This is a genomic window from Mucilaginibacter celer (assembly GCF_003576455.2).
Taxonomy (GTDB): domain Bacteria; phylum Bacteroidota; class Bacteroidia; order Sphingobacteriales; family Sphingobacteriaceae; genus Mucilaginibacter; species Mucilaginibacter celer.
In genome coordinates, this window is the sequence record NZ_CP032869.1 from 682,202 (window position 1) to 695,507 (window position 13,306).

14 protein-coding genes are annotated in these 13,306 nt (G+C 49.1%); 4 read left to right on the forward strand and 10 right to left on the reverse strand.

Annotated elements, in window-relative coordinates:
- Positions 1-18 precede the first annotated feature (18 nt).
- The 10 genes from HYN43_RS02845 to HYN43_RS02890 all read right to left on the reverse strand — a co-directional run bounded on the left by HYN43_RS02845 (position 19) and on the right by HYN43_RS02890 (position 7,767).
- Positions 19-825, reverse strand: coding sequence for a class I SAM-dependent methyltransferase (locus HYN43_RS02845; protein WP_119408013.1), 807 nt, complete (start codon positions 823-825; stop codon positions 19-21).
- A gap of 20 nt (positions 826-845) precedes the next feature.
- Positions 846-1,517: a TetR/AcrR family transcriptional regulator gene (locus HYN43_RS02850; RefSeq protein ID WP_119408014.1), complete on the reverse strand. Its 672-nt coding sequence runs from the start codon at positions 1,515-1,517 to the stop codon at positions 846-848.
- A 9-nt stretch (positions 1,518-1,526) separates the two neighbouring features.
- Positions 1,527-1,742 (reverse strand): hypothetical protein, encoded by a 216-nt coding sequence (locus HYN43_RS02855; protein WP_119408015.1) that lies wholly within the window; start codon positions 1,740-1,742, stop codon positions 1,527-1,529.
- 217 nt (positions 1,743-1,959) lie between these two features.
- Positions 1,960-2,778, reverse strand: coding sequence for an alpha/beta fold hydrolase (locus tag HYN43_RS02860; RefSeq protein ID WP_119408016.1), 819 nt, complete (start codon positions 2,776-2,778; stop codon positions 1,960-1,962).
- Between the two features lie 48 nt (positions 2,779-2,826).
- A complete protein-coding gene (locus HYN43_RS02865; RefSeq protein ID WP_119408017.1) occupies positions 2,827-3,363 on the reverse strand; it encodes a carboxymuconolactone decarboxylase family protein in 537 nt (178 codons plus the stop codon).
- A 174-nt stretch (positions 3,364-3,537) separates the two neighbouring features.
- Positions 3,538-4,398, reverse strand: a complete 861-nt coding sequence (locus tag HYN43_RS02870) for a DUF6624 domain-containing protein (protein ID WP_119408018.1) — start codon at positions 4,396-4,398, stop codon at positions 3,538-3,540.
- Positions 4,399-4,493: 95 nt separating this feature from the next.
- The gene (locus tag HYN43_RS02875) at positions 4,494-5,369 is read right to left on the reverse strand and encodes an NmrA family NAD(P)-binding protein (protein WP_119408019.1); all 876 of its coding nucleotides are present in this window, start codon (positions 5,367-5,369) and stop codon (positions 4,494-4,496) included.
- 80 nt (positions 5,370-5,449) lie between these two features.
- A complete protein-coding gene (locus HYN43_RS02880; RefSeq protein ID WP_119408020.1) occupies positions 5,450-5,941 on the reverse strand; it encodes a DinB family protein in 492 nt (163 codons plus the stop codon).
- Positions 5,942-6,024: 83 nt separating this feature from the next.
- A complete protein-coding gene (locus tag HYN43_RS02885; RefSeq protein WP_119408021.1) occupies positions 6,025-6,900 on the reverse strand; it encodes an NmrA family NAD(P)-binding protein in 876 nt (291 codons plus the stop codon).
- 255 nt (positions 6,901-7,155) lie between these two features.
- Positions 7,156-7,767, reverse strand: coding sequence for a TetR/AcrR family transcriptional regulator (locus HYN43_RS02890; RefSeq protein ID WP_119408022.1), 612 nt, complete (start codon positions 7,765-7,767; stop codon positions 7,156-7,158).
- Between the two features lie 880 nt (positions 7,768-8,647).
- On the opposite strand from HYN43_RS02890, the gene HYN43_RS02900 reads away from it, so the two are divergent.
- The 4 genes from HYN43_RS02900 (at position 8,648) to HYN43_RS02915 (ending at position 13,262) form a co-directional block, all read left to right on the forward strand.
- Positions 8,648-9,142, forward strand: coding sequence for a DUF302 domain-containing protein (locus tag HYN43_RS02900; RefSeq protein ID WP_119408024.1), 495 nt, complete (start codon positions 8,648-8,650; stop codon positions 9,140-9,142).
- Positions 9,143-9,182: 40 nt separating this feature from the next.
- The gene (locus tag HYN43_RS02905; protein WP_119408025.1) at positions 9,183-9,668 is read left to right on the forward strand and encodes a DUF302 domain-containing protein; all 486 of its coding nucleotides are present in this window, start codon (positions 9,183-9,185) and stop codon (positions 9,666-9,668) included.
- Positions 9,669-9,744: 76 nt separating this feature from the next.
- Positions 9,745-11,163, forward strand: a complete 1,419-nt coding sequence (locus HYN43_RS02910; RefSeq protein ID WP_119408026.1) for an MFS transporter — start codon at positions 9,745-9,747, stop codon at positions 11,161-11,163.
- A gap of 158 nt (positions 11,164-11,321) precedes the next feature.
- Positions 11,322-13,262, forward strand: coding sequence for a sigma 54-interacting response regulator (locus HYN43_RS02915; RefSeq protein ID WP_119408027.1), 1,941 nt, complete (start codon positions 11,322-11,324; stop codon positions 13,260-13,262).
- The last annotated feature ends 44 nt before the right edge of the window (positions 13,263-13,306 follow it).

The following is a 13,306-nucleotide window of genomic DNA, read 5'->3' on the forward strand; positions in this document are numbered from 1 at the left end:
CCGGCGTTTGCTTTTTCTTTATTTTGTTCCTTCGAACACCAGCGTAAGTAAGGGAGAGCGCAGGGGCGCGTCGCCGAGTTCCCTGACAAGTTCTTCGGCCAGCGCTGCTTCGATCTGCGGAAGCAGCGCGGGGTCGCGTTGTTTGATGATCATGAAAACGGGTAATCCATGTATAAATCCTTTCGCCGCAAGCGCCGCGCTGCCGGTCTCGCCGGTTACCCGGACGCTGTCAACCTGGTTGTTCGTAAACCCGGTGTTTTTCATCAGGTCCAATACCTCAGCGTCATGCTGCATGGAGAACGGACCGGGGTTTTGCCTGATCGGGTCGATACCCAGGAATGATCTGATGGTTTCGGCACCTATCTTCCAGATACCGTTCTGATCCAGGTCACCCCAGACGCTGTAAACCAGTTTGCCTCCCTTTTTCAGCACCCGGTATATTTCCTGCAAAGCCTTCTCCTGGCCGGGGACCAGCATGATCCCAAACTGGCAGACGACCAGGTCGAATGACTCATCTGGAAAGGGAATATTCAGCATGTCGGCCGTTTGCAAGCTGAGGTTGGGGCCGCTTACTTTGGATCTGGCAATTTCCAGCATATCCGGGTTGAGATCGCTCGCGGTGATCTGAGCAGAGGCCGGCAATTGTTCCAGTAAATGCCGCGTCAGCCTGCCGGTTCCGCTGGCTAATTCCAGTACCTGCTGAACTTTTTCGCCGCTTACCCTTCCGGCCAGGTCTTTTGCAAAATCTTCAAACAGGAACGGTCCGAGGTAGTCCTCGTAGTTTTGGGGAACCGATCCTTTGAATGTGGTGACGTCGTCTTTCATGAGCTTAATATTTAAATAATTTAATTGATATGTTGATATGCCGGTGTAGCCGGATCCCGATTATCCGTCAAAACGCCTGTGCCGGAGATCAGGCCAATGTGCTCCGTGATGATCAGCAGGTATTCTTTTTCAGTAAGTGGGTTCCTGGTAATGCGTAGTGTCACCAGGCCATGGATAAAGGCCCAGGCGGCGTACGCGTTCCGGATGATGCTATCCTCGTCTATATACCGGTCCGCCGGCTGGTTTCCGGTAAAAGTGCTGACCAATCTCAGGACCGGGTTGATTTCTTCAGGATAAGATTCAACAGAGTTGGTATCAAGCGCAACACCCAGCATAAGCTGGTATAATGGCTGGTTCTCTTTGGCAAAATCCCAGTAGGCCAGCCACATGGCAAGATATTGCCGCTCCGGGGGTAAAGCGGGATTCGGTACGGAACGCATGCTGAACAGCAACCTGCGAAAACCTGTTTTCGTTAATTCGGCCCGCAGCGCTTCTTTGTTCAAAAAATACTGGTAGATCAGCGGAGCCGCTGCATCGATGACCTGTGCGATCCTGCGCATACTCACCGCTTCCCAGCCTTCCCGGAGGCAGATGTTCAGGGTCGCTTCGAAGATCTTTCTCCGCATCCCGTCCTGCTTAACCTGGCTGTCCGGGCTTCTTTTCTTCGTCGATATCGGGGCTGTTGCTTTCATAACACTTGATCAAGCGCTGAAATCAAGCATCGCGGCTTCGGCAACAGGCAGTGCACAGCCTGTTTTTTCGGATCTGCCCGACTGCTTTACAGTCTGGTATCGTTCTACCTGCGTCTGCCAGTCTTCTGCTTCAATGCTGATGTGTTTTTCCGCTCCGGCTGCATACAGCGCGATGTTTTCCTTCTCTGTACTTTCAGCAACATATTCGTTTTTTTCGCTGTTCATATTTGTCCTTTTTCAGATGAAACGCTGTTTCTAATAATTAACCAAAGTTAAATAAAAAGTAGTTTTAAAAAAAGAGTAGTTTTATTTTTGAATTGCTTTTGTGACATTTCAACGATAATTCGCTTCAGTGCCGGTAACAGATGAATTAAAATGCCCTGTCTGTTGCGACAAGGCATTTCACAGATCCGGAAAGAGGCCCGGGGACTTCCGGTATCGACTACGAATTAATGAAAGTTAACAGGTCGGCATTGATCGTCGCTGCCTCCGTGGTCGGCATACCGTGCGGAAAACCGGGATATGTGATCAGCGTGCCGTTTTTCAGTAGTTTGATGACTTTTTCAGCTGAAATAGGGAAGGGGACGATCTGGTCATCCTCACCATGCATCACCAGTACCGGCAGGTCGACGCTTTTCAGGTCTTCGGTAAAATCGGTTTCAGAGAATGCACTGATGCAATCGTACTGGGCTTTGATACCGCCCATCATGGCCTGGCGCCACCAGTTATCCCTGACCCCCTGGGAGATCTTTGCGCCCTCGCGGTTATAGCCAAAGAAGGGGAATGTGAAATCCTGGAAATATTGCTGGCGGTGGGTCGCGGTATTCAGCCGGATGTCGTCGAATATCGCCATAGGGGCACCAACAGGGTTAGTTTCACTGGCTACCATCAATGGCGTTACCGAGCTGATCAGCACGATCTTAGCCACCCGGTCTTTTCCGTATTTTGCAGCATACCGTATCGCTTCACCTCCGCCGGTGGAATGGCCGATATGGATCGCGTTTTTCAGGTCGAGGAAGGAAGTCAGTTCGGCAACATCGGCTGCATAGGTGTCCATATCGTTGCCTTCCCAGGTTTGGGTAGACCTGCCGTGGCCCCTCCGGTCGTGGGCAATGACGCGGAAGCCCTTTTCAACAAAGAACATCAGTTGCGTATCCCAGTCGTCCGAGGATAAGGGCCAGCCGTGGTGGAAAAAAAGTGGTTGCCCGGTTCCCCAGTCCTTGTAGTAGATCTCTGTGCCGTCTTTAACTGTAATTTTCATGGTTTTAAAATATTGATAGATTAATGGTGTTTTTTAAAACGGATCTGTTCAGATCTCTTTGGCAAGCGGGTAGTCAATAGGAATCTGCGTCAGGCGATAAACGTAGTTGGTCAGGCTCATGACCATGATCAGGGAGATCAGGTCCATCAGGGCGGCATTACCGTAACCCAGGCTGGAAAAAGCTTCGAGCAGCCCGCGGTCCACCGCGCCTTTATTTTCGATCACGGATTTTATAACCCGGTATAAAACCTGCCATTTTAACTCGGGATGCGTTCCTTTCCTGATCTCCAGTGTTTCTTCTTCCGGCCAGCCGTGCGCTATGGCTGATTCCGTATGGGAGGCCAGGCAGTAATGACAGCCGTTCAGTTGAGAAACGATCAGGTAAATGGCTTCGCGGTCCTTCGCATGAAAGGTCCCTTTGCTTTGCCTGGCAGCGAATTCAGCATAGGCGTTTAGCGCGTTTGGAGAATAGCCGATGGTCGCATAGAGGTTCGGGACAAACCCGATGGTTTTTTGAAATTTATCGTAGACCTCTTTCAGCGCTTCGGGCGTTTCGCTGTAAACCGGTACTTCAAATGATGTCATAGGGCGTTGATCTTTGTTGCGAACAGGAAAGCCAGAATAATGCCATTGCTTATATGCTTGTTTTACAGTATGTTGCGGTTGTGTTGTTTTTGGAGCGTTATGTTATCTCGTAAATCGGCGGGCTTAATCCGAAATAGCGAAACGGCTGCTGGTCCTGCCGCTAGCCCGGCCGGTTTATTTATGGACCGGTGGCAGCCCGATCTCCCGCCTTCTGAAATTCAGGCTGTCCGCGTTTTCAACAGGTAAGGGCAGGTTGTCCGTCCCCAGCTGGGTACCGTAGATCTGTCTGCCCTTATCTTTTAACGCGATTCTGTCAGCGATATCGGCAAATCGTTTCGCGTCAAATGTTCCCTTCCTAAAGGCGGCGGAGATCATGGGGAAATACCGTTTCTGGTCGCTGAAACTTAATTTCCAGAACAGGTAGATCATGGAATCGACGCCCCGCTCATCGATCTGATCGGCGCTCATCCAGCCCCAGCTCCTGATCATCGAAAGCAGCTTGATCGAATTCACGCTGTCCCGCTCATGCGTGGTATCCCGGTAAGCCAGGTATCTTTTCGAACGGGATCCAAATTTTTTTGCCAGCAGCATCAGCCGGGTATCCATTTTTAAGCGCTCCTGGTGGAGCGAATCCAGTTCTTTCGCGTTTGCGCCCAAATAGCTGTCAAGCGCGGATTTCAGCCGGATCCAGCGTGCGTCATGTTTGAATTTCAGGTAATCGGGGTCGGAGAGGATGTACACATAATCGCTATGGGCTTTACGGGTGACGATCAGGGTCAGGCAGCTGAACATGCTGTCGGGAAGCCCTGCCCGCATACAGATCTTCGCTGTTTTGAGCAGGTTCGCATTGCTTCTGCAAACCGGGGATTCGTCAAAGGCCTGGAAACAGAGCCTGGCGGCTGCCTGGTATTGTTTCCGGCTGATCAGGGTGTCTGCCTTAAGGAACAGCGCATCGCAGGCAGGTCTGACCTGTGCACCGGCGGTAACCACGGACAAGATACCTAACAGGGCGGTAATGAATAATTTACAGTTCATCGGGTTAAGGTTTAAAAGCAGCAGGGGCAGAGCATATCCATGCCCCGCCCCGTTTTAATGATGCGGCTCCTGTCCCTCATCACCTGCTGTTTGATCTATAGTAAAGCGGTTTTGTATTTTACGATAAAATCCATCATACTCATCGGTTTCTGGCCGGTGATCTCTTCCACATAATTATTGGTACCGGAAAAATAACCGTCACGGCAATCCTGAGCAACGGCAAGGATATGCTGTGTGAAGTAATCATTACCCCTCATAGCGGTCCGCAGAATCGGTTCGAAATCCGGGATTTCTACCGGTTGGTAAGTGATCTTGCGCCCGATCACTTCAGACACCATATCCGCGATCTGGTACTGGGTCAATTCCTCCAGCCCGAACAGCGGGTAGGTCTTTCCTGCATGCGGAGCCGGGTTGGACAGTATCGAAGCAATTACACGGCCCTGGTCTTCGCCGGTGATCGGTGCGTAAGCGACGTCCCCGAACGGATAGATCAGGGCATCCTGGGTTTTTATCGAACGGATGGAATATAACAGCCATTCCGCGAAAAAGGTTGGTTTCAGGTGGGTCACCGGTACACCGAATTTGTCGAATACCCGTTCAGCCACCCAATGGTTCTGCGAGCCGTGGCTGACCGATGTGCGGCGTGCAGGCACCTGGGACATATTAACGATAGCTTCAACGCCGTTTTCCAGCGCGGCCTGTGCAAAGTAGGCGGTTGATTCGATGATTCCCGGAACCTGGATAGGAAAGAGGTAATAAGCCGCGCGGATATCCTGCAATACCTCCCCGATACGGTTAAAATCTGACAGATCGCCTTCGACAACCTCTACCCCCTGCGCGGCCAGGGCTTCTGAACGCTCGTCCAGGCGATGGACCAGGGCCCTCACCGGGATGTTCATTTTTAAGAGATTTGCTATGGCATGTTTGCCCGTTACACCGGTTGCGCCGGTGATCAGCACTTTTTTTTCCATGATTTCTGATATTTACGTTGTTGTATAGCGCCGGCCGGTCTGACCCGGAATATCCGGCATTTCTTGAGCCTTAAACCGGCTTATTGATTATTTAAATTTTGAGTGGCAGATGATATTTCCTTGACCATTTCCATCAGTTTACCGATCCTGTAATAATGGATCTTCTCGTGAAATAAAAGGAATTCCATCCGCTCCCCGCTGATCATCTGAACGAAATTGCCCTGCTGGATTTTAGTTTCCCCGTTCTGATCCCCGATACCTGCAGCTTTTTTATAGAAGCGGACCGTTTGCATCAGCGCATAGCGGATCAGAAATATTTCGTCGTCGTCGATGTTCGTTTCAGGCCTGGAGCCCCGCTGAAACTGTTGCCGGATCACTTCCTGTACAGGGCGCTGGAAAGCAGAGTCTTTGAACAGGATATTTTCACTGACCACAAGGATGTGTCCGAGATTCCAGATGATGTTGTTACTGAAACCCTCGGGAATGAAATTATACTGTTCCTCCGTCAGGGATTCCGTTACCTGCAGCAGCAGCTTCCGGTCTTCTTCGAGCTTATTGAGATAGGGTAACATAGTGTCCGGTAGTTTTATAGATACGGGTGATTGTTTCCGGGCGCATGATTCCGCCCGGAAAGCTGATAGTTCGCTGACTTGTTTTACGCGAACGCTGCTTTGTTCTTGAGAATATAGTCTGCCATCTGAAGCGGTTTCTGGCCGGTCAGCTGCTCTACCAGGTCGTTCATACCGGCCTCGCGCCCGTCAGCCAGGTCCTGACCCAGGGAGGTTACATGCTGGATAAAGTAAGGCCCTGCATTCAGGAATTTCTTCAGGATACCTATAAAGGTTTCTGTATCTATCGGTACATAGGTCACCGGTCTTTCCAGCACACTGGTAAATATCTCGGCGATCTCCGCCATGCTCAGTATTTTGGGGCCGAACAGGTCGTAACTTTTTCCGGCATGCGGCGCAGGATCAGCAAGTATAGCCGCTGCTACACGGGCGATATCCTCCGTTGCGATCGGTGCAAATTTAGCGTCGCCGAAAGGGAGGTAATATTTGCTTTCAGACCTGATGACCATGGCCTGGTACATGAACCATTCCGCGAACAGGGTCGGACGAAGGTGTGTTACCGGTACCGGGGCGCGGTCGAACAGGCGCTCGGCGATCCAGTGGTTTTGCGCACCGTGACTTTTAACATGGCGGTTAGCCCCGAACTGCGACAGGTTCACGATCGCTTCCACGCCGGTTTCGTACGCCGCCTGCGCGAAGTAGGCAGTAGCGTCCAGAATTCCCGCTTCCTTGATCGTGTAAACAAAAAAGGCGCTTTTGATATCTTTCAAGGCAGCAGTTACGGCGTCCAGGTCGGTCAGATCGCCCTCAACGATTTCAACACCCCGGGCTGCCAGTGCATCGGAACGTTCATCAATTTTGCGGACAAGGGCCCTTACAGGAATGCCCTGGCTTAATAAGTTTTCAATGACGTGACCGCCGGTGTTACCGGTTCCGCCGGTAACCAAAACTTTGTTTTTCATGATTTTTCTGTTTGTTTAATTTGTTACGACACTTCCTGAATCGGTTCTCCAAGATGGTGCCTGTATGTAAATTATTGATTGTTAGTTATTTGTGTTTTTGTCTGTATTTGTAATTTACTTTATCTCATAATTCAACCGGAATCATTCGATATATCATAGGAACGATTCGCCTGAAGCTGCCCCGGCATGTTCATAGTTTTTAAAATTTATCACTGTTTTAAATTAGAACAGTGTTCGAAATAATGTCAAATTTTTTTATAACCTGTCCATCATCGCCATGAAAGTCTGGTACCCATCCCTGATCAGCTGTTCGGAAGTACGGTCAGTAAAGGTGCTCGTCCTGTCTTTACAGAATAAGGCGCACATACCGTGCAGGGCGGACAGAATGGTGAAGGAAAGGTTTTCGGCATTCAGGCCTTGGAACTTTCCTGCGGCGATACACTCCCTGACCACGTGGATCAGGAAATCCAATGTTTTGACGCCCATTCTCCAGGGTTCGTCTTCCTCTTTCTTTTTCAAAGGGGCGTCAACGATGAACATCAGGTTATAAAAGTCTTTATTATGGATGGCAAAGTCTATATAGACGCCGCCCATGGCCTTCAGGCGCTCGAAAGGGTCATTGACGTGTTCCAGGACCTTCATGTTATTCAGCAGCAACCGAAACCCCTCCTCATGCAGTTCATGAAAAATCTCCCCTTTCTCCCTGAAATAAAAATAGATGCTGCTGGGGCTGTAACTGATCTCCTCCGCGATATTCCTGATGCTGGCGGATTCGTAGCCGTTTTCAAGAAACACTTTACGGGCACCGTTCAGTATCAGCTTCCGCATTTCTTCTTTTTCCTTTATTTTCCTTTCTGTAATCGACATCTGTAAATTTCTTTGCAAAGATAATTGAACACTGTTCGAAAAAGCAATACTTTTGCCGAGATATGCTCCCGATTGGCTAATTTATGACTTATTCCAGACACTGAGGTCCGGAAGGTCATTTTTGAGCTGCGAAAGGGGGGCAGCCGGTATTTAATGTAAAAAGAAGAATTAATTGACAGACCCTTTGATCCAAAAACAGAGTTATGAAAGCAGCCGTTAAAATTTCAGTGATCTTCGTCATTGTCGTCCACCTGATGTTTTTTTTCTGGAAACCCTGTTATAGATGAACCCTATGGTTTACCAGCCGCTCATTCAATTACTCCATAACCCCGTCAACCTGGATTACGCCACCCAGGCCCTGGCCCTGAAGAACCTTTTTGTGAACCAGGGTTTTTATAACCTTTTCCTGGCGACGGGGGATCGCGGGCCTGTACCTCAGCGGAAAAGGCCGGGAAGCCGCAGGTTACAGCCTGATCCTGCTGCTTTGTTTTGCCGGTACGGGTGCCGGTACCGTGCTGGCCCTGAGTACCAGGGCTTATATCCTGGCGCTGATCCAGGCCGGGTCGGCCGCTTTTACCTTCTTAAAAGTATGGCCTTATTACAAAAAGGCAGCACTGACTTCCTGAAAAGGTGTATGCGGCGGTGGATTTTTGTCGCGAAGCGTGATACCAGGAAGCCATTGGTGATCCCGTCTTCGGATCACTAAGCTGCAAGCCTGACGTGCTACCATATGAAGTATTAAAAACGGTTCAAATGCGAAATAAAGTAAAGAAAATAAAGGAGAGGTTGTTTAAATGTTTATGAATTAGTTGTTTAGGATGTGGCACTTTAATGGTGACTTATCCGAGTAAAATAACATTCACAGTTTAGATCATCTCTTATGGAAAGCGTAAATTCAGTCAGGCATATCGTACTTGAACTCATGTCGACTTTTGATGAGTTTGTCAACAACCTGGAAAGTGCTGCCGGTAAGTTCGACGAACCGGTATTACTGGAGATCAGCCATGATCCAAAAGGGGCACGGGCCAAAATGGAAGCTATGGCCGGCCGTGAAGGCTTAATGATCTTTTCCCGGCTGGACCACGGGCAGCTTTTGAAGCTTTACGGCATAGAAACAAAAGCCTTTGTATACGGCATCGGAAACCCTTTGATCGCCGGGTCCATGACCAGGACAAATCCCGCCGCCGGCCTGTATGCACCGGTCAGGGTCATGGTCTATCAGGAAAAAGGTAAGCCGGTAACCGTGGAATATGATGAGCCTTCCTCTTTTTTCGGGCAATTCGGCAGTGAAATAGGGGCGGTAGGCCTTGCCCTGGACAAAAAACTGTATGACCTTATCCTGGCCGCTGACCTGGGGAATACCGATTTCTGTTAATTCAGCCACTTAAATAACATTTAGTATAAACAAAACCACCATGGAAAGAACGTTTTCTGTCACCAAAGTGACCCAAAAAATTGAATCTACTTTCGATAATTTCGTTAAAAACTTCGAAGCCGCCATCGGGCGTTTTATCGCACCTTCTGATGAAGCGGCAAATGCAGATCCCGAAGGCACCATCGAAGCGATCAAAGCCAAAGCCGGAATGGAGAATATGTACATGTTCCCTACAGGAGATCCCGGACAGGTGCTCCGGCTGCAGGGTGGTACCTACCGCGTAAAACAATTTGCCTGGGGAAACCCGCTGATGGCCGGCAACCTGATCAAAATGAATATTGGTGTTGCGCTGTATGCGCCATTCAGGATGATCGTTTTTGAGAACGATGAAAAGGAAGTTTTTGTAGAATACGATAAGCCATCCACTTATTTCAGCCTGTTTGACGAAAAAGTGAAGACAGTGGGCCATGGCCTGGATGAAAAGATCGAAAAACTGATCGCTTATTCTGCGCAGGATTTGTCGTAAATACTAGCTCATACCGGGTGTGGTCGGATGCTGAACCTGTTCGATCATTCCCGGCCAATGGGCCAAATCAAGTAATATGCCAGAAAGTAAATCCCGTTGGATCGCGTTGCTGATCGTGCTTTTCGCTCCCCTATTGTCTGTAATTGATGTTTTTATCATCAACATAGCCATTCCCGCAATCCGGAAGGGTGTTCATGCGACGGAAGCGGAAGTGCAGCTGGTCATCGCCAGCTACCTGCTCGGCTATGCCGCTTTTCTGATCACAGGAGGGCGTCTCGGCGACCATTTCGGCAGGAAACGGATTTTTTTAACCGGGATGCTTTTGTTTACAGCGACGTCCTGCTGGTGCGGGTTATCCGGTTCTGCGCTGGAACTGAATATCGCCCGCTTTTTCCAGGGTGTCAGCGCGGCGCTTATGGTGCCGCAGACCTTGTCCTATATCCAGTTGTTGTTCCAGAACCCTGAAGACAGGGCAAAGGCAGTGGGTTGGTTTGGATTTACGCTGGGTGTCGCCAGCATTGCGGGGCAGTTTCTCGGCGGTTTTCTCACCTGGTTTCATTTCTTTATCCCGGGCTGGCGGCTGATATTTTTTATTAACCTGCCGCTTGGGATCATCTCCCTGGCCGGGGCGTTCAGATATCTGAAGGAAACCGGCGTAAACGCATCCAGCAAATTTGATATCCCGGGTGTTGTGCTGCTTACCGTTTCCCTGTTCTGCCTGATCATCCCGTTAATCCTTGGCCGCGAATACGGCTGGCCCTGGTGGAGCTGGGCCATATTGTTAAGCTCAGCATTGTTGTTCTTTCTTTTTTTTAAAAATCAGGACCGCAAACGTCTTCGCGGCGGTGCTCCGCTGATCAATACGGACCTGTTAAAGTTCAGGGATTTCAACATCGGTTTGCTTTGTGTTTTTTGCCTTTTCGTCTTTCATAATACCTATCTGCTGATCAGTACATTGCTGTTTCAGAACGGATTTCAGTATAATCCCTTTATTGCCGGGAAATTATTTGTGATCTTCGGCATAGGCAGCACCATCTCTTCCCTGTACTCCGGAAAGCTGATCGGAAGGTATGGAAAAAAGGTCGTACTGGCCGGCGTGTTCTTTTTATTTGTATCGATCGGGGCCCAGCTCTTTTTCTTTTCATCTGATCATTATTCACAGCCTTTCATCGCCCTGATGCTTTTTATCCATGGCGCCGGGATGGGCGTTGCTATTCCTTCAACATTAAATGTAACTTTGAAGAGCGTTCCTGCTGAATTTGCGGGGGCCGCATCTGGCTTATACTCAACGTTTCAGCAAACGTCATCAGCGCTCGGGGTTTCCGTGATCGGGGGAGTCTTCTTCAGTGTCCTGGGGAAATATGCAGACAGGCTGCATTACGAACAGGCGTTTAAAGCGGCCGGGCTTTGCGAACTGCTTACGCTCCTGATCCTGTCCGTTCTGTTGTTGATCATGCCGGATAGCCCTGGTGCAGCAGTGCATATCGGAGAATAATAGTGTTACTGATTTTGCTTACGTTCCGGGATGCATATCATAACCGGTACATGACACGTTTGCAGCGTGTCAGTGATTTAATTTTATGGATATTTGAGGTATATTTTTAGTATCTTAAACAAGTATCCCAAGCGGGAACCGTATTTAAATCCGCATGAATGAAAGAGAGTATATTGATTGTCGAAGACCAGTTTATAGAAGCAAATGACCTGCGTTCTACGCTGGAAATGGAGGGCTACCTGGTTTGCGGGATCGCCAGGTCCGTCGCACGCGCGCTGGAACTCATCAGAAGCAAGGCTCCTGACATCGTTATTATTGATATTCTTCTACAGGGCGCGCCGACCGGTATAGATCTGGCCAAACAACTGATGTCACAGAATATGCCTTTTATCTATCTTTCGGCTAATTCCAATAATTCAACCTTCAACGAAGCAAAAAAAACGCAGCCCGACGGTTTCCTGGTTAAGCCCTTCCGGAAAAAGGATGTCCTGATCGCCCTGGAGATCGCAACCTACAGATCCAGGTATAAAAGAGAGCTGCTCCAGCGTCACGCGACCTGGCTTAACGGTTTGCTTTCAGAAGTTTATGAAAAGGAAGTCCCTGCGGAGGAAAAACTGAAACTGATGTTGAAAGCATTTCAGCCGCTGATCCCGTTCGAACTTTTATTGGTAGATCTTAATTCACTCTCGGAGCCTTTACTGGGTTTTAAACGGGTCAGCTTCGACGAGTATGAGGCTATCGACCTTCACGGTTCCAGTCCGCTTGCCGGTTCGGTCAGGGATATGAATGAATTCAGGCAGCCTTACCTGACAGGACAGCAGATCTACTACCGTAACGGTGAAGACTTCCTGGAAAGAAGCAGGAACGGTAAGATCATTAATCAGATCGTAAGTGACTTTGACATTAAATCAGAACTGACCGTCAGGATGCCTGGTATCAGGGATACTGCCGGCGGAGTTTGTTTTTACAGTTCCCTTGCGGACAGTTTCAGTAACGAACATGCAAAACTGATCATTAGTGTGCTACCGGAACTGACGTTGCTTGTCGGGCAGATACAGGAATTCTTCTTAAAAACAAAACCCAAAGTACGGCCCTCGGTAAAAGATGACCTGTCCGTTTTGAAGCAGTTAACCTCCAGGATAGTAGGCAAAAGCCCCAAACTGCTTTTTGCGCTCGACCAGGCGGTGCAGGTTGCCCAGCACGATACCTCCGTCCTTGTACTGGGAGAAACAGGTGCGGGCAAAGAGGGCATCGTGAATATTATTCATCATTTATCACCGAGGAAAAATAAACCCTTCGTTAAAATCAATTGCGCTGCTATCCAGGAAACCCTGGTAGAATCCGAATTGTTCGGTCACGAAAAAGGGGCCTTTACAGGTGCATTTGAAAGACGGATCGGAAAGTTTGAACAGGCCCAGGGGGGAACCATTTTTCTCGACGAGATCGGCGAACTCCCGTTGGATATTCAGTCCAAGCTTTTAAGGGTTATACAGGAAAAGGAGATTGAGCGTTTGGGTGGGCACCAGACGATCAAAACAGATGTCAGGATCGTCGCGGCAACCAACCGCAACCTGGATAAAGAGGTGGCGCTGGGCTTTTTCCGGATAGACCTCTATTACCGGCTGAACGTATTCCCGATTATGGTCCCTGCATTGCGGGAACGTAAAGAGGATATTCCGGCGCTGGCCGAATTTTTTTTGAAGGAACAGGCGAAATTGTCCGGCCAGCCGGAAAAGAAACTGGACCCCGTAATGATGGCAAAGTTTGTGGAATATTCCTGGCCGGGGAATATCAGGGAATTGAAACATCTGATCGAACGGTTTGCGATCATGTCAAAGGGAACGGTCATCTCCAGGCTGGAAATACCCGTAATAAAGGAGGGCACGGCGACAGTAATTGTTTCAGCTCCGGCAAAAGAATTTCAAAGCATTGACGAGATTGAAAAAACACATATCATGGCGGCTATAAAAAATTGCAAAGGAAAAATTGCCGGCGCGGGCGGGGCCGCGGAGGTCTTAAAGATTCCGGTGACGACTTTGCGTTATAAAATGAAAAAACTGGGAATCGGATGGCACTACTTTCATGATGATCCCCAATAAGCAAAAAATAACCAAGTAAATTTATTCACCTAAATCAGGCATTT

What these genes read in the sequence shown, in the direction of transcription:
- HYN43_RS02850 (WP_119408014.1), bottom strand. Translation starts at nt 1,517, where the DNA reads ATGAAAGCAACAGCCCCGATATCGACGAAGAAAAGAAGCCCGGACAGC.
- HYN43_RS02860 (WP_119408016.1), bottom strand. Translation starts at nt 2,778, where the DNA reads ATGAAAATTACAGTTAAAGACGGCACAGAGATCTACTACAAGGACTGG.
- HYN43_RS02880 (WP_119408020.1), bottom strand. Translation starts at nt 5,941, where the DNA reads ATGTTACCCTATCTCAATAAGCTCGAAGAAGACCGGAAGCTGCTGCTG.
- HYN43_RS02875 (WP_119408019.1), bottom strand. Translation starts at nt 5,369, where the DNA reads ATGGAAAAAAAAGTGCTGATCACCGGCGCAACCGGTGTAACGGGCAAA.
- HYN43_RS02865 (WP_119408017.1), bottom strand. Translation starts at nt 3,363, where the DNA reads ATGACATCATTTGAAGTACCGGTTTACAGCGAAACGCCCGAAGCGCTG.
- HYN43_RS02885 (WP_119408021.1), bottom strand. Translation starts at nt 6,900, where the DNA reads ATGAAAAACAAAGTTTTGGTTACCGGCGGAACCGGTAACACCGGCGGT.
- HYN43_RS02905 (WP_119408025.1), top strand. Translation starts at nt 9,183, where the DNA reads ATGGAAAGAACGTTTTCTGTCACCAAAGTGACCCAAAAAATTGAATCT.
- HYN43_RS02870 (WP_119408018.1), bottom strand. Translation starts at nt 4,398, where the DNA reads ATGAACTGTAAATTATTCATTACCGCCCTGTTAGGTATCTTGTCCGTG.
- HYN43_RS02915 (WP_119408027.1), top strand. Translation starts at nt 11,322, where the DNA reads ATGAAAGAGAGTATATTGATTGTCGAAGACCAGTTTATAGAAGCAAAT.
- HYN43_RS02900 (WP_119408024.1), top strand. Translation starts at nt 8,648, where the DNA reads ATGGAAAGCGTAAATTCAGTCAGGCATATCGTACTTGAACTCATGTCG.
- HYN43_RS02890 (WP_119408022.1), bottom strand. Translation starts at nt 7,767, where the DNA reads ATGTCGATTACAGAAAGGAAAATAAAGGAAAAAGAAGAAATGCGGAAG.
- HYN43_RS02855 (WP_119408015.1), bottom strand. Translation starts at nt 1,742, where the DNA reads ATGAACAGCGAAAAAAACGAATATGTTGCTGAAAGTACAGAGAAGGAA.
- HYN43_RS02845 (WP_119408013.1), bottom strand. Translation starts at nt 825, where the DNA reads ATGAAAGACGACGTCACCACATTCAAAGGATCGGTTCCCCAAAACTAC.
- HYN43_RS02910 (WP_119408026.1), top strand. Translation starts at nt 9,745, where the DNA reads ATGCCAGAAAGTAAATCCCGTTGGATCGCGTTGCTGATCGTGCTTTTC.